The sequence below is a fragment of the Cohaesibacter celericrescens genome (assembly GCF_002866925.1).
Taxonomy (GTDB): Bacteria; Pseudomonadota; Alphaproteobacteria; order Rhizobiales; family Cohaesibacteraceae; genus Cohaesibacter; species Cohaesibacter celericrescens.
Genome location: NZ_PKUQ01000012.1, coordinates 38,103 through 58,803 on the forward strand (window position 1 = coordinate 38,103; position 20,701 = coordinate 58,803).

The 20,701-nt window shown below is 52.1% G+C and carries 21 protein-coding genes; 7 read left to right on the forward strand and 14 right to left on the reverse strand.

The window, feature by feature from the left end:
* Positions 1 to 32: 32 nt before the first annotated feature.
* The 6 genes from C0081_RS06750 to pcaQ form a co-directional block, all read right to left on the reverse strand.
* Positions 33 to 800 carry a crotonase/enoyl-CoA hydratase family protein gene (locus C0081_RS06750; protein WP_101533056.1) on the reverse strand — a complete coding sequence of 256 codons (768 nt, stop codon included), beginning with the start codon at positions 798 to 800 and terminating at the stop codon, positions 33 to 35.
* Positions 801 to 812: 12 nt separating this feature from the next.
* Complete coding sequence (locus C0081_RS06755) at positions 813 to 1,577, reverse strand: SDR family NAD(P)-dependent oxidoreductase (RefSeq protein WP_101533057.1); 765 nt, start codon at positions 1,575 to 1,577, stop codon at positions 813 to 815.
* Positions 1,578 to 1,625: 48 nt separating this feature from the next.
* Complete coding sequence (locus C0081_RS06760; RefSeq protein ID WP_101533058.1) at positions 1,626 to 2,942, reverse strand: TRAP transporter large permease; 1,317 nt, start codon at positions 2,940 to 2,942, stop codon at positions 1,626 to 1,628.
* Positions 2,939 to 3,523, reverse strand: a complete 585-nt coding sequence (locus C0081_RS06765; protein ID WP_101533059.1) for a TRAP transporter small permease — start codon at positions 3,521 to 3,523, stop codon at positions 2,939 to 2,941. The genes C0081_RS06760 and C0081_RS06765 overlap by 4 nt, the downstream gene beginning before the upstream one ends.
* Positions 3,524 to 3,591: 68 nt before the next feature.
* Complete coding sequence (locus C0081_RS06770; RefSeq protein WP_245417873.1) at positions 3,592 to 4,671, reverse strand: TRAP transporter substrate-binding protein; 1,080 nt, start codon at positions 4,669 to 4,671, stop codon at positions 3,592 to 3,594.
* Between the two features lie 186 nt (positions 4,672 to 4,857).
* Positions 4,858 to 5,775 carry a pca operon transcription factor PcaQ gene (gene pcaQ, locus C0081_RS06775; RefSeq protein WP_101533060.1) on the reverse strand — a complete coding sequence of 306 codons (918 nt, stop codon included), beginning with the start codon at positions 5,773 to 5,775 and terminating at the stop codon, positions 4,858 to 4,860.
* 111 nt (positions 5,776 to 5,886) lie between these two features.
* Between pcaQ and pobA the strand changes: the two genes are divergently transcribed.
* Genes pobA through pcaG form a run of 5 tightly spaced genes read left to right on the forward strand, consistent with a single transcriptional unit; the run spans position 5,887 to position 9,597 of the window.
* The gene (gene pobA / locus C0081_RS06780; protein WP_101533061.1) at positions 5,887 to 7,056 is read left to right on the forward strand and encodes a 4-hydroxybenzoate 3-monooxygenase; all 1,170 of its coding nucleotides are present in this window, start codon (positions 5,887 to 5,889) and stop codon (positions 7,054 to 7,056) included.
* The gene (gene pcaD / locus C0081_RS06785) at positions 7,056 to 7,844 is read left to right on the forward strand and encodes a 3-oxoadipate enol-lactonase (protein WP_101533062.1); all 789 of its coding nucleotides are present in this window, start codon (positions 7,056 to 7,058) and stop codon (positions 7,842 to 7,844) included. Before pobA ends, pcaD begins: the two co-directional genes overlap by 1 nt.
* Positions 7,837 to 8,226: a 4-carboxymuconolactone decarboxylase gene (gene pcaC, locus C0081_RS06790; RefSeq protein ID WP_101533063.1), complete on the forward strand. Its 390-nt coding sequence runs from the start codon at positions 7,837 to 7,839 to the stop codon at positions 8,224 to 8,226. Before pcaD ends, pcaC begins: the two co-directional genes overlap by 8 nt.
* 21 nt (positions 8,227 to 8,247) lie before the next feature.
* Positions 8,248 to 8,973, forward strand: a complete 726-nt coding sequence (gene pcaH, locus C0081_RS06795; protein ID WP_101533064.1) for a protocatechuate 3,4-dioxygenase subunit beta — start codon at positions 8,248 to 8,250, stop codon at positions 8,971 to 8,973.
* Positions 8,974 to 8,976: 3 nt separating this feature from the next.
* Positions 8,977 to 9,597, forward strand: coding sequence for a protocatechuate 3,4-dioxygenase subunit alpha (gene pcaG, locus C0081_RS06800; RefSeq protein WP_101533065.1), 621 nt, complete (start codon positions 8,977 to 8,979; stop codon positions 9,595 to 9,597).
* 76 nt (positions 9,598 to 9,673) lie between these two features.
* Here pcaG and C0081_RS06805 read toward each other — a convergent pair whose 3' ends face one another.
* Positions 9,674 to 10,741 carry a 3-carboxy-cis,cis-muconate cycloisomerase gene (locus tag C0081_RS06805; RefSeq protein WP_101533066.1) on the reverse strand — a complete coding sequence of 356 codons (1,068 nt, stop codon included), beginning with the start codon at positions 10,739 to 10,741 and terminating at the stop codon, positions 9,674 to 9,676.
* Positions 10,742 to 11,032: 291 nt separating this feature from the next.
* Between C0081_RS06805 and C0081_RS06810 the strand changes: the two genes are divergently transcribed.
* Both C0081_RS06810 and C0081_RS06815 read left to right on the forward strand, forming a co-directional pair.
* Positions 11,033 to 11,944, forward strand: coding sequence for a pirin family protein (locus C0081_RS06810; RefSeq protein WP_101533067.1), 912 nt, complete (start codon positions 11,033 to 11,035; stop codon positions 11,942 to 11,944).
* A gap of 83 nt (positions 11,945 to 12,027) precedes the next feature.
* Complete coding sequence (locus C0081_RS06815) at positions 12,028 to 13,008, forward strand: glutathione S-transferase family protein (RefSeq protein ID WP_101533068.1); 981 nt, start codon at positions 12,028 to 12,030, stop codon at positions 13,006 to 13,008.
* Positions 13,009 to 13,062: 54 nt separating this feature from the next.
* Here C0081_RS06815 and C0081_RS06820 read toward each other — a convergent pair whose 3' ends face one another.
* The 7 genes from C0081_RS06820 to C0081_RS06850 all read right to left on the reverse strand — a co-directional run bounded on the left by C0081_RS06820 (position 13,063) and on the right by C0081_RS06850 (position 20,635).
* On the reverse strand, positions 13,063 to 13,923 hold the full coding sequence (locus C0081_RS06820) for an NAD(P)-dependent oxidoreductase (protein ID WP_101533069.1): 861 nt from the start codon (positions 13,921 to 13,923) through the stop codon (positions 13,063 to 13,065).
* A 119-nt stretch (positions 13,924 to 14,042) separates the two neighbouring features.
* Positions 14,043 to 14,828 (reverse strand): DeoR/GlpR family DNA-binding transcription regulator, encoded by a 786-nt coding sequence (locus tag C0081_RS06825; protein ID WP_210200420.1) that lies wholly within the window; start codon positions 14,826 to 14,828, stop codon positions 14,043 to 14,045.
* A 5-nt stretch (positions 14,829 to 14,833) separates the two neighbouring features.
* On the reverse strand, positions 14,834 to 16,267 hold the full coding sequence (locus C0081_RS06830) for an L-fucose/L-arabinose isomerase family protein (protein WP_101533070.1): 1,434 nt from the start codon (positions 16,265 to 16,267) through the stop codon (positions 14,834 to 14,836).
* Between the two features lie 10 nt (positions 16,268 to 16,277).
* The gene (locus C0081_RS06835) at positions 16,278 to 17,285 is read right to left on the reverse strand and encodes an ABC transporter permease (RefSeq protein ID WP_245417874.1); all 1,008 of its coding nucleotides are present in this window, start codon (positions 17,283 to 17,285) and stop codon (positions 16,278 to 16,280) included.
* Positions 17,286 to 17,355: 70 nt separating this feature from the next.
* On the reverse strand, positions 17,356 to 18,900 hold the full coding sequence (locus C0081_RS06840) for a sugar ABC transporter ATP-binding protein (RefSeq protein ID WP_101533072.1): 1,545 nt from the start codon (positions 18,898 to 18,900) through the stop codon (positions 17,356 to 17,358).
* 1 nt (position 18,901) lies between these two features.
* Positions 18,902 to 19,588, reverse strand: coding sequence for a DUF2291 family protein (locus C0081_RS06845; RefSeq protein WP_101533073.1), 687 nt, complete (start codon positions 19,586 to 19,588; stop codon positions 18,902 to 18,904).
* A 99-nt stretch (positions 19,589 to 19,687) separates the two neighbouring features.
* The gene (locus tag C0081_RS06850; protein WP_101533074.1) at positions 19,688 to 20,635 is read right to left on the reverse strand and encodes a D-ribose ABC transporter substrate-binding protein; all 948 of its coding nucleotides are present in this window, start codon (positions 20,633 to 20,635) and stop codon (positions 19,688 to 19,690) included.
* Positions 20,636 to 20,701 lie beyond the last annotated feature (66 nt).

The window sequence follows — 20,701 nt, forward strand, 5'->3', positions numbered from 1 at the left end:
CACGCCTTGTCATCACCAATTGCACTGCGCATTTACCTGAATGTGGGTGCGCGTTTTTCAAGAAAAGCAGCAAGGCCTTCTTGTGCGTCTGGGCTGGTTTGTGTCAGGGCTGCACAAAGGCTTTCGGTGAACAATCCATCAGCTTTTGCCATATCTTCAATACGGCTGAGAGCCTGAATCATGATGTAGTTGGACAGCGGTGCATTCGAGGCAATCTTGCGGGCCAGATCCATCGCCATAGCTATCGCCTCTCCCTCGCCCACGCTGTAATGCGCCAAGCCAAGTGCAACACCTTCATTGGCACCATATTTGCGACCGGTGAGCATCATTTCAATCATTCGGTCCGCACCCAGAATCCGACCGATACGAACGCTGGCGCCACCACCAACAAAAATGCCACGACGGCCTTCAGGCAATTGAAAAATGGTGGATGATTCCGCAATACGCACATGCGAGCAGGCAGCCAATTCCAAACCACCGCCAATCACCGCGCCAAACATGGCAGAAATAACGGGCAATCCGCTATATTGGATGCGATCCATGACCTGATGCCAACCGCGTGAGTGACGCATGGTGCCTTCGGCATCACGCGCAACATGTTCACTCAAATCCAGACCCGAGCAATAGTGGCCTGCGGTGCCGGTCAGCACGACAACTTTTGCATCTTCATGCGGTTTTGAAAAAAAGGCATCAATTGCGCCTAACAGCTCGTCGCTCATGGCGTTGCGTTTGGTCGGGCGGTTCATTGTCAAAACGGCAATGCCGTCCTGCACATCAACTTTTAAAAGAGGCTCACTCATGCGGCTTTTCCTTTAACGCGGAGGCAATCGGACTGCACCGTCAATGCGGATTGTCGTGCCGTTCAAATATGGATTGGAAATTATCTGTTCGGCCAGCAGCGCATATTCATCCGGCAGGCCCAAACGATCAGGAAAGGGAATATTTTGGGTGATTTCAGCGGTCACCGCTTGAGGCAGGCCTTCCATCATAGGGGTGTTGAACAACCCCGGTGCGATGGCCATCACACGCACCCCGAAGCGCGCAAACTCGCGCGCTGCTGGCAGGCACATAGAGGCAATAGCCCCTTTGGAGGCGGCGTAGGCAGATTGGCCCAATTGGCCGTCTTGATAGGCAACGGATGAGGTGTTGATGATCACACCGCGTTCGCCACCATCCTGCGGCTCCATCTCGATCATGCGGCGGGCCGCATGGGTCATGACATTGTAGGAGCCGTAAAGATTGACCTTGAGGGTTTTGTCAAACAGATCAAAGGAGGTCTTCCCTTCACGGCCAACAATGCGCGCGGCAAAACCAACACCAGCACATGAGATTGCAATGCGCGGAGCGGCGCCGAAATGGGCCTCCACTTGCTCAAACGCCTTGTTGACAGCAGCCTCATCGCTAACGTCGGCCTGCACCGCGATGCCGTCGATTTGTTCTGCTACGCTGGTGGCGCCTAGCAAGTTATAATCAAGGATCGCCACCTTTGCGCCTTGGGCGGCCAATCGTCGGGCGGTCGCGGCACCTAAGCCGCTGCCTCCGCCAGTCACGAGAGCAATCTGGTTGGCAATTTGCATTTTTCCATTCCTCTATTGAAAGGGTCTTGGCGGCGACAGATCGCCCGGTCAGTCTGGCAAAAGGAAGAGCGTGATGACGGGAAACAGCACCAGAAGGACGACCCGAACCAGATCGGAAGCGACAAACCAGATCACGGCCTTGTAGGTTTCGCTCATTTTGGTTTTAGTTGCCATGGCATTGATAATAAAGAGGTTCATCCCCACGGGGGGCGTTATCAACCCCACCTCCACAACGATCAAAACCAAAATCCCGAACCAGATAGCGACATGTTCTTGGCTCATGCCAAAATCAAGCACACTGATGACCGGAAAGAAAATCGGAATGGTCAGCAAGATCATGCTGAGGCTATCCATCAGACACCCAAAGACCAAATAGAAGATCAGCACCAGTGTGAGTACAGTCCATGGACTAAACCCCTGACTGACGACCCAACCGGACAATTCTTGAGGCACTTGGCTGAGAGCAAGGAAGCTGTTGTAGAAGCCCGCTCCGAGCACGATGAAGAATATCATCGCAGTGCTTGTCGCGGTTGCGATGATGCTGGCCTTGAGCACGCCCCAGTTCAGATTGCCGCGCACAAGCGCGATGAGGCCGGTCCCTGCCGCGCCGACGGATGCCCCTTCGGTCGGGGTAAACCACCCCAGATAAATCCCGCCGACGACCAGTCCGAAGACCAGCAACACCGGCCAAACATCCAGCAGAGCTTTCATCCGTTCGGAATAGGGCACCGGCGCTTTTGTGCCAGCCGCCTTGGGGTATACGCGCACATAGATCGAGATGGTGATGATATAGCCAATGGCTGCGAGGATACCGGGAATGAACGCTGCTAAAAACAGCTTGGCAATATTTTGCTCGGTCAGAATGGCATAAATCACCAGAATGACCGAAGGCGGAATGAGAATACCCAACGTGCCGCCAGCCGCCAATGTTGCGGTGGCAAAACCACCGGCGTAGCCATATTGGCGCAATTCAGGCAGAGCAACGCGGCTCATGGTGGCCGCTGTGGCAAGGGAGGAGCCACAAATCGCACCAAAGCCAGCACAGGCCCCAACAGCGGCCATCGCCACCCCACCCTTGCGGTGACCGAGCCAACTTTCGGCGGCCTTGAACAATGAGGTAGACATGCCAGACAGAGAGGCGAACTGCCCCATCAAAAGGAACATTGGAATGATGGTGAGAGAATAGCTTGAAAAGGTCGTATAGGTTTCGCTTTTCAATTTGGCCAGTACCATGGACGATCCACCCATGGCGAGATACAGCCCCCCTGCTCCACAGATCATCATCGCCAGTCCAATGGGTGCCCGCAAAAAAATCAGGACCAGCAAAACCGGAAAAGACAGATAGCCCAGTTCCAACATACTCAATGAACCGCTCCTTCAGTGTAGGGCAGATAGTGACGGCCGGTGATGATTTCAGCGACGCGTGCATAGGCGCAATAGAGGCCGACAAAGGACGCAACAACAGCAGAGACAAAGCTGGCGGCATAGGCCCACCAAACGGGGAATTGCAACAGAAAGGTGGTTTCGCCGTAAGACATTTTACTTTCCATTCCGGCATAAAGGCGCCAGGTGATCAACAAAATGATGGCTGTGAGCACCACTTCCCAAAAGGCTTTGATGAGCCGGTTTTTAGCGGGCGATAATGTGGAGGTGAAAATATCGACTGTGGCATGCGCAGCATAAAGCTGACAAATCGGCAAGAAGGAAAAGATGGCAAAGGCAACACCGGCCTCGACGATTTCAAAATCACCGTTGATCGGGCTCACACCGGTTGCCAATAGCAGATCAGCCAAACCCTGAGACAGGCCTTCCAAAAGGGAAGAGTGCCCAAAGGTGTTCAGCCCGCGACCCAAGACGCTCATACAGGTCAGAAGGATCAGCGCGATAAGCACAATACCTCCAATGACCGCCATCGCTCGTGCGACACGCTCTACCCAATTTAGCATGACATTTTCTCCAGAAGACTATTTTGCTCTCGAGGAGTATTTCCCTCGAGAGCCGTCTTGTCACCGCATCATTTCGTATGCTTGGCGATCAAATCCGTCGCTTTGGACAGCAATCCGGTGCCATCAAGACCCTTGGCGTCCATTTCGGCCACCCAGTCTGTGGTGGTCTTTGCAGCAGCCGCTTTCCATTCTGCCACTTGATCCGGTGTCAGGTCGATAATGGTGTTGCCGCGATCCATCGCCGCTTTGCGCGGAGCAGCATCATCAGCCTGCATTTGCTTGCCTGCAAAAGCAGAGAAATTCAAGCCGGAGTTGGCATCGATGACGGCTTTTAGGTCGTCAGGCAGTGCATTGTAGCGGTCTTTATTCATCGCAAGAACGAAGGTCGCTGTGTAAAGCGTGTCGTCACCGAATGTGGTGTGATTGGTGACCAGCTCCGAAACTTTGAGCGCGCCGGTGACCTCCCAAGGGATAACCGTTGCGTCGATCACACCCTTGGACAAAGCTGCTGGCACGGCAGGAATCGGCATACCAATCGGCGTAGCACCAAGATTTTTGAACATTGCGTTGGTCACACGGGTCGGCGCACGAAGCTTGACCCCGTTGAGATCCTTAACGCTACGGATCGGCTCTTTTGAATGAATAAGACCCGGGCCATGCACCCACAAACCAAGCACCTTGATCTCTTTGAAATCCTGATCAAGCATCAGCTCTTCACCCAGTTCCCAATAGGCTTTTGACACGGCCTCGGCATTGGTCATGGTGAAGGGCAATTCAAACACTTCAGTGCGCGAAAATCGACCCGGCGTATATCCTGGAAGCGTCCAGACGATATCAGCGATACCGTCAATGACCTGATCCATCAATTGTGGTGGTTTGCCACCCAACTGCATGGCAGGGAAATGCTGGATTTCGATCCGGCCACCGGATTCTTCCTGAATTTTTTTAATCCAGGGAATCAGAATATTTTGCGGCACATTTGCCTGCTCGGGCAGGAACTGATGCATGCGCAATGTAACATCTGCAGCATTGGCATCAGTCGCAACCGCACCCATGGCCATAATAGAGATAGTGGCAGCACCAGCAAGACTGGTCATGCCCTTGAGTAAATTCGTCAGAATATTGCGTCTGTTTAGTGTTTTTTTCATCGAGTGTCTCCTCCCAGATCACTTGTGAATTTCCAGCATTTCCTCAAATAGCTGGCCGTAACTCAAATTATGCGTCTTTTTTTCAAGCCATTCTCACCATGAATTATCAATCCGGCGTTGTAAAATAATAAAAATGACCATTTAGTTTCCCAAAATAGAAAGTAACAAGTCAGATCGTTGCTTTCGTTAGGCCATTTTCAAATCCTTGATCGCTTGGGTAATTGCCAAACGAAACATCCGTTCTGCGGGACTGGGTTCATTGTCCTGCCGCACCATCAGGCCCACCGGCCCTTTGGTTCCATCCATCTCAAATGGCAGCTGCACAAGGCGACCATCTTCTATTTCATTGGCAACAACTCCGGCCGATATGATCCAAATAGCATCGGTCTTGGCGACGTAAGCCCGACCAAATGCCCCTGAAACCGTCTCAATCCGATTAGGGATGTCGCCAACGCCATTTGCAATCAAAAATCTCTCCACCAATGGGCGTATAGCAGAGGCTGCCGATGGAAAAAGAACCGGCCAATTGGTGAGCTGTGTTAAATCGGGATCGACCGTCATTGGGTGCTGCGGGCGCGCAACAAACACCACATGCTCATTATATAACTGGGTGAAGGAAATGCCCTGCATGGTATCGGGGGCACCAAGGCGGCCAATGACGAGATCCAATTCCCCTTGTCTTAACTGATTGATCAGGTAGCCATGCGGCCCGTCGGAAATGGTCAGCCTCACATCTTGCGTAATGGCATCGAGCTTTTCAACGGTGGCGGGCATCAGACTGGCAGCAACACTGGGCAAAGCCCCGACAGCTAACCTCGTTTTACCGCCGGACGACACTTGTTCTACGCCATACAAACCTTGCTGCAACGAGGCGACGCTCATTTCGGCAAAATGCAAAAAGACCTCCCCCTCCGTCGTCGGGGTTACCCCTGCGCGGCTTCGGATCAACAATTGGGTATTGAGGATTTCCTCAAGCTCCTTGAGGGTTTTGGAAATAGCGGGCTGGGTCAAAAATTGCTTTTCCGCCGCTTTTTTCAGGCTCTTTTGGCGGCAAATTTCAACAAAACACTGGATGTGACGGAACTTGATACGGCGGTCTATCATTTTTAATTGCCCAAAATGGAAAGTAAATCGTCAATTTAATCATTTTACATTCCATTTTCAAATAATCACTATTGGTAAAAAGTCAGGGAGGACGTGTTGGGAGGACATGGCATGCGCACCCAAGTGTTGATTATTGGTGGAGGACCGTCTGGCCTGCTCTTGGCTCAGCTGCTTGACCGCAAGGGCATTGATACCATCGTGCTGGAACGAAAAACCCGCTCCTATGTTTTGGGCCGTATTCGTGCCGGAATTCTGGAACAGGGAATGGTAAAGCTCATGCGCAAGGCGGGTGTTTCCGAACGCATGGACAGGGAAAGCTATGTGCATGACGGCACGGTCATCGCCTGCGGAGACGAGCAATTCCGTATTGATTTCACCAAGCATACTGGCACCCCAGTGGTGGTGTATGGCCAAACCGAACTGACGCGCGACCTCTATGATGCGCGCGAAGCGGCGGATGGCGAGATCATTTATGAAGTTGAGCATGTCGAAATCAACGATGCCAAAAGCGACAGGCCTTATGTCACCTTCCAGAAAGATGGCATCGCACAGCGCATTGATTGCGACTATGTGGCCGGTTGCGATGGTTTTCATGGGGTCAGCCGCCAGACCATCCCTCTGACGGTGCGCAAAGAGTATGAGAAAGTCTATCCGTTCGGTTGGCTCGGCATTTTGTCTGAGACGCCGCCCGTGCATCATGAACTGATCTATTCCAGTTCCGAACGAGGCTTTGCGCTGTGTTCGATGCGCAACGACAATCTGAGCCGTTATTACATCCAATGCTCGCTGTCCGATCGTCCCGATGATTGGTCAGATCAGCTGTTCTGGGACGAACTGAAGCGACGCATTCCAAGCGACTATGCGGATAAGTTGGTCACAGGTCCGTCGATTGAAAAATCAATCGCGCCGCTGAGGTCCTTTGTGACAGAACCAATGCGCTGGGGCAGATTGTTTTTGTGTGGCGACGCCGCCCATATCGTGCCGCCAACCGGCGCCAAAGGCCTCAACACCGCCGCTTCCGACATTCACTATCTTTATCATGGTCTGGTGCAAGCCATTCACGACAATAACAACGAGGGCATCGACCGCTATTCCGAGCGGGCCTTGGCGCGCGTCTGGAAAGCGGAGCGGTTCTCGTGGTGGATGACGTCCTTGCTGCACCGGTTCCCAGAGCAGAATGCCTTTGATCTCAAGATGCAGTCAGCAGAGCTTGCCTTTTTGCAAAGCAACAATGAAGCCCAGAGCGCTCTGGCGCAAAATTATGTTGGGCTCCCCTACTGATGAATATTGCAAACTTATCAAAGGCTCGCCTCCATTGGCGCGAAGATGGCAATCCAAGCGGCAAGCCCGTGGTGTTTGCCAACTCACTGGGGACAGATTTGCGCCTGTGGGACAAAATTATACCGCTGTTGCCCCAATCCCTGCGCCTTATCCGCTTTGACAAGCGAGGCCATGGCTTGTCCTCTTGCCCGCCCGCGCCCTACAGCATGGACGATCTGATCTGTGACGCTGAAGACCTGATGGACCATCTGGGGCTAACTGGTGTGGTGTTTATCGGCCTGTCGATAGGCGGCTTGATCGGCCAAGGACTGGCGACCAAGCGGCCTGACCTGATCAAGGCATTGGTTCTGTCCAACACAGCCGCAAAAATGGGCGATGCTGCCATGTGGCAACAACGTATTGGAATGGTTCAGGATGGCGCATTGTCGGAGATGGCCGGCCCCATATTGGAGCGCTGGTTCTCACCGCCTTTCCACCGAACCGATGAGCTGGAAGCATGGCGCAACATGCTGACCCGCGTGCCGCAAGAGGGCTATTGGGGCTGTTGCGCGGCCATTGCTGACACTGATCTGACGAGCAACCTGCCAGATATTACCCAGCCGACACTCGGGATTGCAGGCGCGCTTGACGGAGCCAGCAGCCCAGAATTGGTGCGTGCCACTATTGACCGACTACCCAACGCCCACTTTGAAACAATTGCTGGCGTCGGACATTTACCCTGTGTGGAAGCCCCCCAGACCTACGCAGACTTGTTGATCCCATTTTTCGAGGAAATAAATCATGTCTAGTCGCTTTGAAAAAGGAATGGCAACCCGCCGCACTGTCTTGGGCGACAACCATGTTGATCGTGTAGAGGCCAACAAAGAGGCATTTGACGAGCCGTTCCAAACACTCATCACCGAGGGGGCATGGGGCACCGTATGGGCGTCAGATCGGGTGTCGATGCGGGATCGTTCAATGCTGACCTTGGCGATACTGGCAGCGATGGGCAATTTTGAGGAAATCCCGATGCATATTCGTGCCACCGCAAACACCGGCGCCACAAAAGACGATGTTCTAGAGGCCTTCTTGCATGTGGCGATTTATGCGGGAGTACCGCGCGCCAATCATGCCATCAAATTGGCCAAGCAGACTTTTGTCGAGATGGAAACTGAAACGGCGAACAAGTAAGACAGTTTGGGAGGAAAAGTTATGAAACCTGGCGAATTTTATCAGCGGGATCGTTCAATGCACCCGCCTGCTTACACCAAGGACTATAAAACCAGCGTCGCACGCTCACCTAATTATGCGCTGATAAGTCTTCAGAACTCGGCCTCCGAGATCACAGGTCCGACCTTTGGGCATAATGACATCGACCCGATGGACAAAGACCTGATCCACAATTATGCCTCCAATGGCGCGTGTGCGATCGGTGAGCGGATCATTGTTCACGGTCGCGTGCTGGATGAAAATGGCAATCCTGTTCCCAAGACACTGGTTGAAATCTGGCAAGCCAATGCCGGTGGCCGCTATCGCCACAAGAAAGATACCTATCTGGCCCCGATTGATCCCAATTTTGGTGGCTGTGGTCGCACATTGACCGATGAGAATGGCTATTATTACTTCCGCACGGTCAAACCCGGAGCCTATCCGTGGCGCAACTGGGTGAACAATTGGCGTCCGGCGCATATTCATCTTTCTGTGTTTGGGACAGCCTTTGCACAACGCCTGATTACCCAGATGTATTTTGAAGGCGACCCACTGATCAAAACATGTCCGATCCTCAACAGCATTCCGGACGCTGATGCCGTTGAACAGCTCATCGCGCTGGTAGATATGAATGCCACCATTCCACTGGATTCCATCGCCTACAAATTCGACATCATCTTACGTGGACGACGCTCTACTTTGTTTGAGAACCGGTTGGAAGGGAACTAGATCATGGCTCAGGAATTGCCCTATTTGAGAGAAACTGCATCCCAGACGGCAGGCCCTTACGTTCATATTGGTCTTGCTCCAGGGGCTGCTGGATTTGATATCTATGAAAAGGAACTGGGTTGGGACATTGCCGGACCAAACGCCAAGGGCGAGCGCATTCGCGTTGAGGGGTTGGTGATTGACGGCATCGGATCGCCTGTGAAAGACGTCATGCTGGAAGCATGGCAGGCCAACAGCGCCGGCGTTTATGCGCACCCCGAGCATGCAGGCGAAGTGGAAGAAGGGTTTCGTGGCTGGGGCCGCGTGATCACCGATTTTGACACTGGTGAATGGGGTTTTGACACCATCAAACCAGGCGCTGTGATGGGACGCGATGGCAGAATGATGGCACCGCATATCAATCTCTGGATTGTTGCACGCGGCATCAATATTGGTCTCAACACGCGGCTGTATTTCTCGGATGAAGAGACAGCCAATGCGTCCGATCCAGTGATCAACATCGTCGAATGGGAAAAACGGCGTCAAACCTTGATAGCCAAGCGCCAAGTGCGCGATGGGCAAATCGTCTATCGCTTTGATATCTGCTTACAGGGCGATAACGAGACCGTGTTTTTCGACATCTGATACAGACCATTCTTCCCGTCTGAATAAAGCCTGATGATGAAGCCAAAAGATGGTTTGATCGTCAGGCTTTACACACTCAGCCATTGCCTATGCCGATGGTTTCAATCTGGTCGATCAGGGCATCGGCATGCAGCAGGGCTTTGCCGGTTGTTTCCACCATCAACGACAGGATCATCCATTCCAACGTCCACGCCATACCCGAACGCTCCTGTTCATGCACCATCGCATGATGGAGGCCAGACACCTGCACAGCATTAAAACGGGCAAAGGACACCAGCGTTTCGGCCAGAACCGGATTTTGTTTATGAGGCATGGCCGAACTGGAGCCACTGCCACTGAGCTGGATCTCTTCAACACCTTGCTGAGCCATCAGGCAAATATCCATGCCCATTTTGCCCAGACTACCGGTGATTTGTGAGAGAAAGTCACCATAGGCCACCACAGGGCTGCGCATTGTGTGCCACGCTTTGATCGGGTTTTCGAGGCCAAATCTGTCTGCTATTTGCTCTGCGACATCATTGGCTTTGTCACCCAAGGCATGACGGGTTCCGACGGCGCCACCGAACTGCAATTGCTCGACTTTTGTGCGCAGCGGCCCCAAATCTTCGATATGATTGACCAGTGGCGTAAGCCAGGTGTAAATCCGGTCAGCCACCATAATGGGCAAGGCAGCCTGCATGCGCGTTCGGCCCATCATCGGTTTGCTGCCAAACTCTTCATAGCGCATCAATATTTTTTCGGCCAAAATGCCCATGCGTTCGACCAAAATCGCGCTGACATCGCGCAAGGTGAGCACCAAGGCAGTATCGAGTAAATCCTGACTGGTGGCGCCCATATGCACAGCCGGCATAAGCTCGGCACCGACATGCTTCTTTAGCAAACGCACAAATTCGGGAACCGGCACACCATCGGCCAAGCTTCCCTGCCCCAAGGCTTCAGCAGCAGGACTGAAATCTGCCATTTTATCGAGGGCCTGCTCGGCAACGTCCTTTGTCACCAGACCATGATCTCCCAAAGCCTCGGTCAGAGCCATTTCAAAGGCCAGACAATGCTCAATGGTTTTCTCCGCACTAAAAAGCCGAGAGATTTGGGTGTCTTCAAACAGCGGAGCAAAGCAGGCGTTGTCAGCAATAAACGAGGACATTGTATTTCAGATTCCTTATCGTCTGGGTTCCAGCCGACAATAGTGAGGATTGCAGTGGCAGGCGACCCCCTTCCTGCATTTATGACCAAAGTTGATGAATCATGAGTCACCACTCATATGGCGCATGAGTGGGGTATCTCTTCCTATCCGGCCACGTTGAATTACTTATGTTACCATGAAGAAACGAGCCGCTGTCCGCCAGACCAACTTGGCTGGAAGCGATTGCTCCAACAGTCACAACGCACAGCGTTGCCCGCAGCCTAGACCACTGCGACAAAATGGAGAGATCACATGTCTATCAGACCCGTCGTTTCCACCAGTCAGGCCGTACCCACGATGGAAGGCGCTGGCGTTAAGCTGCACCGCGCGTTTGGATTTCACGATCCGGCCATGGCAGATCCCTATTTGTTGTTTGATGACTTTCGCAATGAAAATCCACAAGACTTCTTACAGGGGTTTCCTTGGCATCCCCATCGCGGCATCGAGACCATCACCTATGTGCTGAATGGCACCGTGGAACATGGGGACAGTTTGGGAAACCATGGCACGCTGGGCGCGGGGGATGTGCAATGGATGACAGCGGGATCCGGCATCATGCATCAGGAAATGCCCAAAGGAAACAAACAGGGCCAGATGCACGGTTTTCAGCTGTGGGCCAATCTGCCCGCCAGCCTGAAAATGACCGCTCCGCGCTATCAGGATGTACAGGGCAAGGAAATTCCACAGATCATCGATGACGATGGTACTAGCGTAAAAGTCGTCATTGGTGAGTTTTGGGGCAAAAAGGGCCCCGTGGATGGCATCGCGGCTGACCCATTGTATCTGGATATTTTTGTGCCCGCCGGTGTGCGCAAACGCTTCCAGATCGACACCTATCGCAATGCTTTTGCCTATGTCTTTGAAGGGGCTGGTAGCTTCGACAATTCCTCAAAACCATGGGGTGTGTTGCTGGAAAAAGAAGTCGGCGGCGAAGAAGTGAATATTCGCGACATGTCCGGCAATCGTACGCTGGTCAATTTTGGCACCGGAGATGAAGTCGAAGTGGTGGCTGGACCCGAAGGGGTGCGTTTCTTGCTGGTTTCCGGCGCTCCCTTGCAAGAGCCTGTGGCTTGGCATGGTCCGATCGTGATGAACACCAAGGCCGAAATTCAGCAGGCCATTAAAGAGCTGCGCAACGGCACCTTTATCAAACCAGCGCACTGAAGCGTTTTTTCTCGATTTCAATCTCTTGGAAGGGGCATGGTGCCCCCTTCCCTCTTTGATCGAGCTGTTGGAAGGATATTCAAATGGGACTACTCGTTGACGGCCAATGGCAAGACCAATGGTATGACACCAAATCATCAGGCGGACGCTTTGTTCGCAAAGATGCCGCCTTTCGCAGCTGGATAACGGCTGATGGTTCTGCGGGCCCCAGCGGATCAGGCGGTTTCAAGGCCGAGCCGGGCCGCTATCATCTCTACGTGTCCTATGCTTGCCCTTGGGCCCATCGCACGTTGATTTTTCGCGCGCTGAAAGGGCTGGAGAAATTTATCACTGTGTCGGTGGTCAACTCCTATATGGCGCAGGATGGCTGGACCTTCACCCCAGAAGAAGGCGTTATCCCCGACCCACTGTTTGGCGCAGACTTTATGCATCAGATCTACACCAAGGCCGATGCAGACTACACAGGGCGGGTCACCGTTCCGGTATTGTGGGACAAAAAGACCGGTACCATCGTGTCCAACGAATCCTCTGAGATCATTCGCATGTTCAACACAGCGTTCAATGGCTTGGGGGCCAAGGCTGGTGACTATTACCCTGCCGAGCACAGAGAAGAAATCAACGCCATCAATGAACGCGTGTATCACACGGTCAACAACGGGGTTTACAAGGGCGGATTTGCAACCACACAAGCAGCTTATGAAGAGGCCGTGGTGCCATTGTTCGAGACACTGGATTGGTTAGAAGAAAAGCTGTCATCCTCTCGCTACCTGCTCGACTATGGCGCGACCGAAGCGGACTGGCGATTGTTCACCACGCTCATTCGGTTTGATCCGGTCTATGTGGGGCATTTCAAGTGCAATATTCGCACCATTGGATCCTACTCTAACCTGTCTCACTATGTGCGTGATCTGTATCAGCAGCCCGGTGTTGCGAAAACCGTCAATATGGCGCACATCAAGAACCATTATTACGCCAGCCACGACACCATCAACCCGACACGCATTGTACCGTTGGGGCCGGATATTGATTTTTCTGCGCCGCACAACAGAGGCCAAATGGACTGAGGTCCATCACCGACAAAGCCCGATCCATCTCTGGTCGGGCTTATTGCTGTGCTTCTACTGGCTTGCTTGCAAATGACTATAGATGGCGCAGACATCTTGTTCGATAAATCCGCTTTGCATCGCGGCGGTGAGCAATGCCAATAGGTCTGACGACTGGGGCAATGTGAGGCCCTTTGCATTGGCCTCATCAATCGCAAGGCCAACATCTTTGCCCAATTGATGCATGGGTGAGACGGGAGTAAAATCCTGATCGGCGATGGCGCCGCCTTTGGCTGCCACCATCGGGCAGGCTATGGCGCCATTGTTGGCGACCGCCATAAAATCATACAAATCAAGCCCTGCCGCATTGGCAAAGACCATGGCCTCAGACAATCCCCCCAGCACATTACCGAGCAACATCTGTATGGCCAGCTTCATGCGGGTGCCAGATCCAACTGGACCGCAATGCACGGTCTTTTTGCCCATTGCATCAAACAGATCTGTAGCTTCCTCCATCGAGCCTTTGTCGCCACCGACCATGAACACCAGCTCACCTGCGGTTGCTGGCCCCACGGAACCAGAAACCGGGGCATCCAGAAAGACCCCGCCCGCTGTCTCGATATAGGCATTTGCGGCTAAGGTGGCTTGTGGGGAGACCGTGCTGGTGTTGATGATGGTCTTGCCAGTTAAATCAGATTTGGCCAGTTTTTCCGCTATCGCCAACAGAGCCTCGGGGCCATAAACCATAATGACGATGTGGCTCACCCCTGACGCCAAGGACACCAGATCGGGGCAAAGTGTTGCGCCCTCATCGACCAGTGTTTGTGCTTTGTCTGGAGAACGGTTCCAGACAGACAGGGCCATGCCAGCCTTTGCAAGGTTGCGTGCCATAGGCACACCCATGATGCCCAAACCGATCATTGCTACATTTTTCATCGCACTTCCCCGCCCAGACACATGTGGATGCCAAATCTGCTGTCCGCATAGTCAGGCGGCAGCTGCCCTTGTGCTTGCACAAAGGTGGCATTTTGATACCAGATTAAAGCAATTGCGGATCAGTCTGCAATGATGACTTCGATGCCACGGTCTTCGAAACGCTTTTTATCGGCGTCTGACAGACCGGAATCGATGATCAGGCTATGGACAAGCTCAATCCCGCCCAAGGACGCGAAGGACACTTCGCCGAGTTTGCTGGAGTCAGCGACCAGATAGATATGGGCTGCAGAATTGATCATCGCAGATTTGACATGCAAATCATTAAAGCCCGGATAGGTTAGGCCAGCCTCAAAGGAAAGCCCTCCCACGGCCAAGAACAGTTTCTGGGCAAACATATTCTCAAAGAAAGCCCCCGCCTTTTCGCCAGAGAGCGATAGGGTTGGTGCTTTGAATTCACCGCCGGTGACATGAATTGAATGGGATGGCTCCTGTCCCATGATAAACACAATATTCAACGCATTGGTCATCACTTTTAGCCGGCGCTTTTCGCCCAAGTGATTGGCTATCATGGTTGTTGTTGAGCCGGCATCGAGGATGATGGTATCACCATCCTCGATCAGTTCAGCAGCTTTGCGCCCAATGGCTTCTTTCTTGTCCAAGTGGTCAAGATGATGCAAGGCCAGCTGTTGAACCTGTTTCGGCATGGATTTGGAGAAAGCACCGCCATGCTCGCGAACGATATGGCCTTCTGCTTCTAGTTTCTCCAAATCCTGTCGTATGGTTGGTTCAGAAACATGAAACATCTCGCTCAATTTGGCGACACGCGCACTGCCTTCTTCCATCAAAAGATCGAGGATTTTTTTGCGCCGAGTTTCGCCGAGCAGAGGCTTCTTATCTTGTTTCATGCTTCCTATTCATCCAAGCCATGATGATACAAATCCCATTTCAAGTATTTTGAAATGGCTTCATCGACGACATTTGCAACATCACCGCGCACCATAGCAACATGATGCTCGAATCCATTTGCGCAAATGTGTTTCAGCAGCTTACGTAGCTTAGTTACATGGCAAACTGCAATACCCCCGTCCATACCAAATGGGTCATCGGTGAATTCTCCTTTGCCGACATAGGTACGAATTGTGCCTTTGGCATCATCGGTAGACAGGCGGAAGTAGGTCATTGGGCCCGGAGCAACTTTTCCTTTGATGGCACCAAAGCATGAATCTTCTTCAAGAACAGTGCCCAAAACATCCAAATTGCCGATTTCGACTTCGCTTCCCATAAAGCTCTTTGGATAATTGGAGCAATGAGTGCAGACGCATTTGTCCGGATCACTGGCGTAATTGTTATTCCAATCCAGCAGCCCCGATGGTGTACCGGCGGCGAGCGTCAATGCATACATGGAAATGGCACCAGCAACATCCACTTCACATGCACTCGGCATCAGGTCTTCGCCCATCATCGACATAGTTGCGCATGTGGCGCAACCATAATTATCCTGAATGGATGTCCAGCACTGAATAGCGCTTGCGTCGCATTCATTTTCTTCCATCCAACGGTTCACGACCGTGGTAAACTTGGCTTGTCGAAGGACCTTTTCTTTGGCAATGCACGGGGCAATTTTGCCGTAGTCCTGCAATTCTTCGAGCCTTTGCTGAACCGCCGCATCGTCGTCTTTAAGACGTTGTGCTCCGAAAATCATTTCCGACAAGTCACAAGTGACCACAGTGATGCCGCTGGCTTGCAGCAGCTTCTCACTGTATCGAACGGTCTGGAATGCGCCGGTACGAGCCCCTATCGAACCAATGCGAGCATTGGACAGGCCGCGAACAGTGCGGCAGGTGGCAGCAAAATTCTGCAGGTCATGTTTAAATTCCTGCCCATCGATATCGCTGGTGTGCGACGTGGTGTCAGTGAACGGAATGCCATATTGGTAGAAATTGTTGGTGACTGAAATCTTGCCACAAAACGCATCGCGGCGGCTGCGAACATCAACTTTTTCGACATCGTCATTGCAGGCCTGCACGAGGACAGGCACGTTGAGACCGGCACCATGGATGGTTTCGACAATGCCGATTTCATCGCCAAAGTTTGGCAAAATAACAACTATACCGTCAATTTCTTCACGCTGTTCCTTGAACAGTTTGGCATATTTGAAGGCATCAGCGCGGGTTTCAACCGCGCCAAAAGGAGTGGCATCGAGCGGGAGTATAACTGAGCCAAAGCCCAGTTCATCCATCAATTTCATGAGCTGCTTGCGGGCATCAATGGCCATTTCGCCATTGAAGATATTGCGTGTGCCAACAACCAGTCCTAGTGTTGTCCGTTTTTCTGTGGTCCTCATAGCGGGCCCCTTACTGTTCCTGATTTTGCTGCAAGGCAGCTTTACGCTGCAAGTCGCGTTGAATTTGGTCGATAACAACAGCGCCGACGATCACCACGCCTTTAATGACCATTTGCCAGAAGGAGCTCACACCCATCATGACAAGTCCATCAGACAGGATACCGATCACAAAAGCACCGATGATGGTGCCGCCAATCCGGCCACGGCCACCTGCCATGGATGTGCCACCCAAGACGGCAGCGGCAATGGCGTTCAGCTCGAACATGTTACCTGTCGCGGGATGAGATGCGACCAATTGCGAGGCTACGATCAAACCGGCAATCGCTGCACAAAAGCCGGAGAACATATAGACAAACATTTTGGTGCGATTGACTTTAATTCCCGACAGGCGCGCAGCAACTTCGTTGCCACCAACCGCGTAAATATGCCGCCCAAGTGGGGTATGGCGCGACAGATATGCAGCACCAAGAGCAAGGAAGGTGAGCACAACAATCGACACCGGAATGCCCGCAATGCTGCCAGCACCCAACCATGGAAAGCCGGTATTCCCCAATTCGGGAGTGCCCTCCAGATTGGGGAAGGTTTTACCGCCTGAAGACAACAAAGCCATACCACGAGCTACATACAGCATACCCAAAGTCGCGATGAAGGGGGCGACATTCAGCCTGGTTATCAAAAAACCGTTCACAGACCCGATAACAACGCCCAAAAAGAGGGTGATGATGACGATTTCTGGAATGTTAAAATAAAGCGTGTATCCGAGAAAGTCGAGCGGCAAACCATGCAGGATCAAGGCACCGGCAACCATGCCAGCAAGTCCAACGATGGAGCCGACGGATAGATCAATACCGCCTGTAATGATAACGAAAGTCATGCCCACGGCCAGAAAGGCGTTGATGGCCACGTGCTTGGACATGATCATCAGGTTGGCGACCGATAGGAAATTGGGCACAAGGACCGCAAAGAAGGCAATTACGACAATCAGTGCGATGAAAGTTCTCAATTTGAGCAAAAGCATGCCGATTGGGAGAGAGGATTGCTTTTTGACTTCTGGGGTAGATGCGACGGAAACCATTGGAATCCCCCTTTTAAACTCTGTTGCTTTGTTCAGAGGCACGATGGCCAATAGCGGAGGCAGCGACGAGTGCTTCTTCAGCAGCATCATTGCGTTCGAACCGTCCTGTGACCTGTCCGTTGGACATGACAATAATACGGTCAGACATGGATTTAATTTCATCCAGATCCGAGCTGACAAAGATGATTGCGAGGCCTTTGGCGGCGAGATCGGTCATGATCTGGAAGACTTCAGCCTTGGCACCGACATCGATGCCCCGCGTTGGTTCATCCATAAGCAGGACCTTGGGCGATGTCAGAAGAGCCTTACCGATGACAACCTTTTGCTGGTTGCCTCCGCTCAATGAACTGACTTCATTGTCCGGAGAAGCCACCTTGATCGACATTTCACCGATTTTGGTTTGAATGGCTTCTTTTTCTGCACCTTCATTGATGACAAATTTGGCCTTGAGGAACTTCCACAGGCTCGACATGGTCATATTTTCCGCCACAGAAAGGATCTGCACCAAGCCTTCACGCTGTCTATCCTCGGGTATCAACGCCAGCCCATGCCGAATGCGATCGCCCACATCACCAGAGATTGCTTCGCCATCCAACCACACATTCCCCGTGCTTTCTGGATAGAGCCCCATCAGACAGTCGAACATTTCCGAGCGCCCTGCCCCCATCAAGCCATAAACACCAACGATTTCGCCGGCACGTACAGAAAGATCAACATGGTCCACGGTGTATCCACCGCCTTGTCTGGGTAAAGTCAGACCCTCAATTTTTATGACTTCATCGCCATAATCCACCAGATCATTCAGCTCGACGGTCTTTTTGACACCACCAACCATTTTGTCGATGATCCAAGGCACATCAATGTCTTTGACCGCCGCTTCGGCGGCCATTTTTCCATCGCGCAGGATGGAAATATAGTCACCAATGCGCACAAGTTCTTCGAGGCGATGGGAAATGTAAATTATAGACACATCTCGCGCTTTGAGCTCTTCGATGATGCGGAACAGAATTTCTACCTCTGCAGACGACAATGCCGAAGTCGGCTCGTCCATGATCAAGACATTGACATCCTTGGTCAGGGCTTTGGCGATTTCGACAATCTGTTGCAGGCCGATGCGTAAATCGGCAACTTCGGCTTTAGGATCGATGGTCTGTTCCAAACGCGTCATCATTTTTGCTGCGCGCGCTATTTGCTCCGCATGATCGATCTTCATGCCGGGCTTGGTGATTTCCTGCGCCATAAACATGTTTTCAGCAACTGAGAGGTTGGGAAACAGGTTCAACTCTTGGAAAATGATACCAATGCCCTTGTCTTCAGCATCACGGGTGGAGTTAAAACTCACTTCTTCACCCGATGCCAAAAAGATCTTGCCTTGGGATTGTTTTTGAACCCCTGCAAGCACTTTCATCAAGGTGGATTTGCCGGCACCATTTTCGCCGACCAATACATTCACCTTGCCACGATAGACCTTGTAATCCACATCATCGAGCGCCTTGGTGCCCGGAAACACCATACTGATGCCTTCTGTGCGGAGAATGACGTCATCTTCCTTGGTCATATCAGCCTCCATCGCCCACTGTCAGGCGAACGGGTGTGACAAGCACGGGCTTGCTGGCACCGTCATCGGTGAACATGCCGGTGAAGCTCACTTCTTTGCCGTCCAGCGCTTCGCGATCCAAACCGGAAAGCACATCGGCATTCACCCGCTTGTTTATGGCGTTGGAAATGCGGGCATATTCAAGCTGATTGGTAAAGTCATCAAATTTCAGGAAATCGAGGCTGTCGCGAATTGATGAGCCCTTAAGAACCGGACCAATTTGAAGTAACATGTCTTTGGTGCCATCGTAGGGAGGCAGATCGAGGCCCAAAGTCGATGCGCGCGACTTGGTGTTAACTTCGACGATCTTTGCAGTGCCTTTGACTATAAAGTTCCAGGGGCTGCCTTCTTCTTTTTCGCGATGGCCGTATTTCTTGCCAGCTTCAGCAGCGTTACTTTTGTAGGCGCCAACAACTTCACCCAGGTCATTGGCTGCACTATCCGCGAACGGCAGGAGCTTGTCGCTCCACATGTCTGCAACAATTTTGTCTGGATTGAATTTGTCGTCAGAGAAAAAGATCTCCAACTCGCCCTCTGCTTTTTTGCGTGGTGGTTCGTTTTTGACAATCTTACATGCGCTCAGTGAGAGCGCGATTCCGATAGCTGCAGTCAGAGTAGCTGCATGACGGAGAGCTGTCTGGTTGTTCATCCCGGTGCCTTCCAAACTCAACCTTATAAAAAGACGGGGCAATGGGGGCCCCGCCCTCTAGAAGTGTTATCTAGATTCTGGTCTAGACTTTGGCTCTCATTATTCGCTCAGAGCAAAGGTTTCGAGTTTTGCAGCATTGTCTGAATTGATAAGAACACAATCCATCAACTGTTTTTCAGCAACACCGGTGCTACCAGTTTTGAGGTATTTGTCAGCCTGCTCAACAGCGATCTGGGCAATACGGTAGGCTGGCTGCAGAACGGTTGCTTTGATTCCACCGGAAGTGATGGAGTCACGCACATCGTTTGAACCGTCAAAACCGACAACAATCACGTCGCCTTTGCCAGCAGCTTTAAGAGCTGCATAAGCACCCATCGCCATTGTGTCATTACCAGAAATCACGCCTTTGATGTCTGGATGAGCCTGAAGAATGGTTTCCATTTTTTCGAAAGCTTCTGGCTGACTCCAGTTGGCGGACTGACGCGCAACCATTTTCAGGTCTGGATATTGGTCAATCACATCGTGGTAACCTTGCGAACGGATACCGGCGTTGGTGTCGGATTCACGGCCAACCAGCTCAACAAAATTGCCTTTTTCACCCATTAGCGCGACAAACTCTTCACCGCCCAGTTTTGCGCCCTGATAGTTATTGGACACGATCTGAGAAACAGCAACGCCGGTTTCGTTGATTTCGCGGTCAATCAAGAAAGAAGGGATGCCAGCCGCTTTGGCTTTTTTAACCGCAGCAACGGTGGCGTCTGCACCAGCGTTATCCAGAATAATGGCTGATGCGCCACGTGCGATGGCGGTGTCAAACAGTTCGCTTTGTTTGTTGGCATCATCATCATGCACCAAAGACAAGGTTTCATAACCCAACTCTTTGGCTTTGGCTTCTGCTCCGACTGCTTCGGATTTAAAGAATGGGTTGTCATGGGATGGTGTGATGACAACGATCAGCTTCTCAGCCGCAGATGCACTCAAGGCTCCTCCCAGAACCACAGAAAGTGCCACACCGGCCGCCAGGACCGACTTTGCAAATGTTTTCATGACTTGACGTCTCCTCTACCTATGAAAACTAGATTTACTTTCATTTTGCTTCTAGAGCCACGTTAG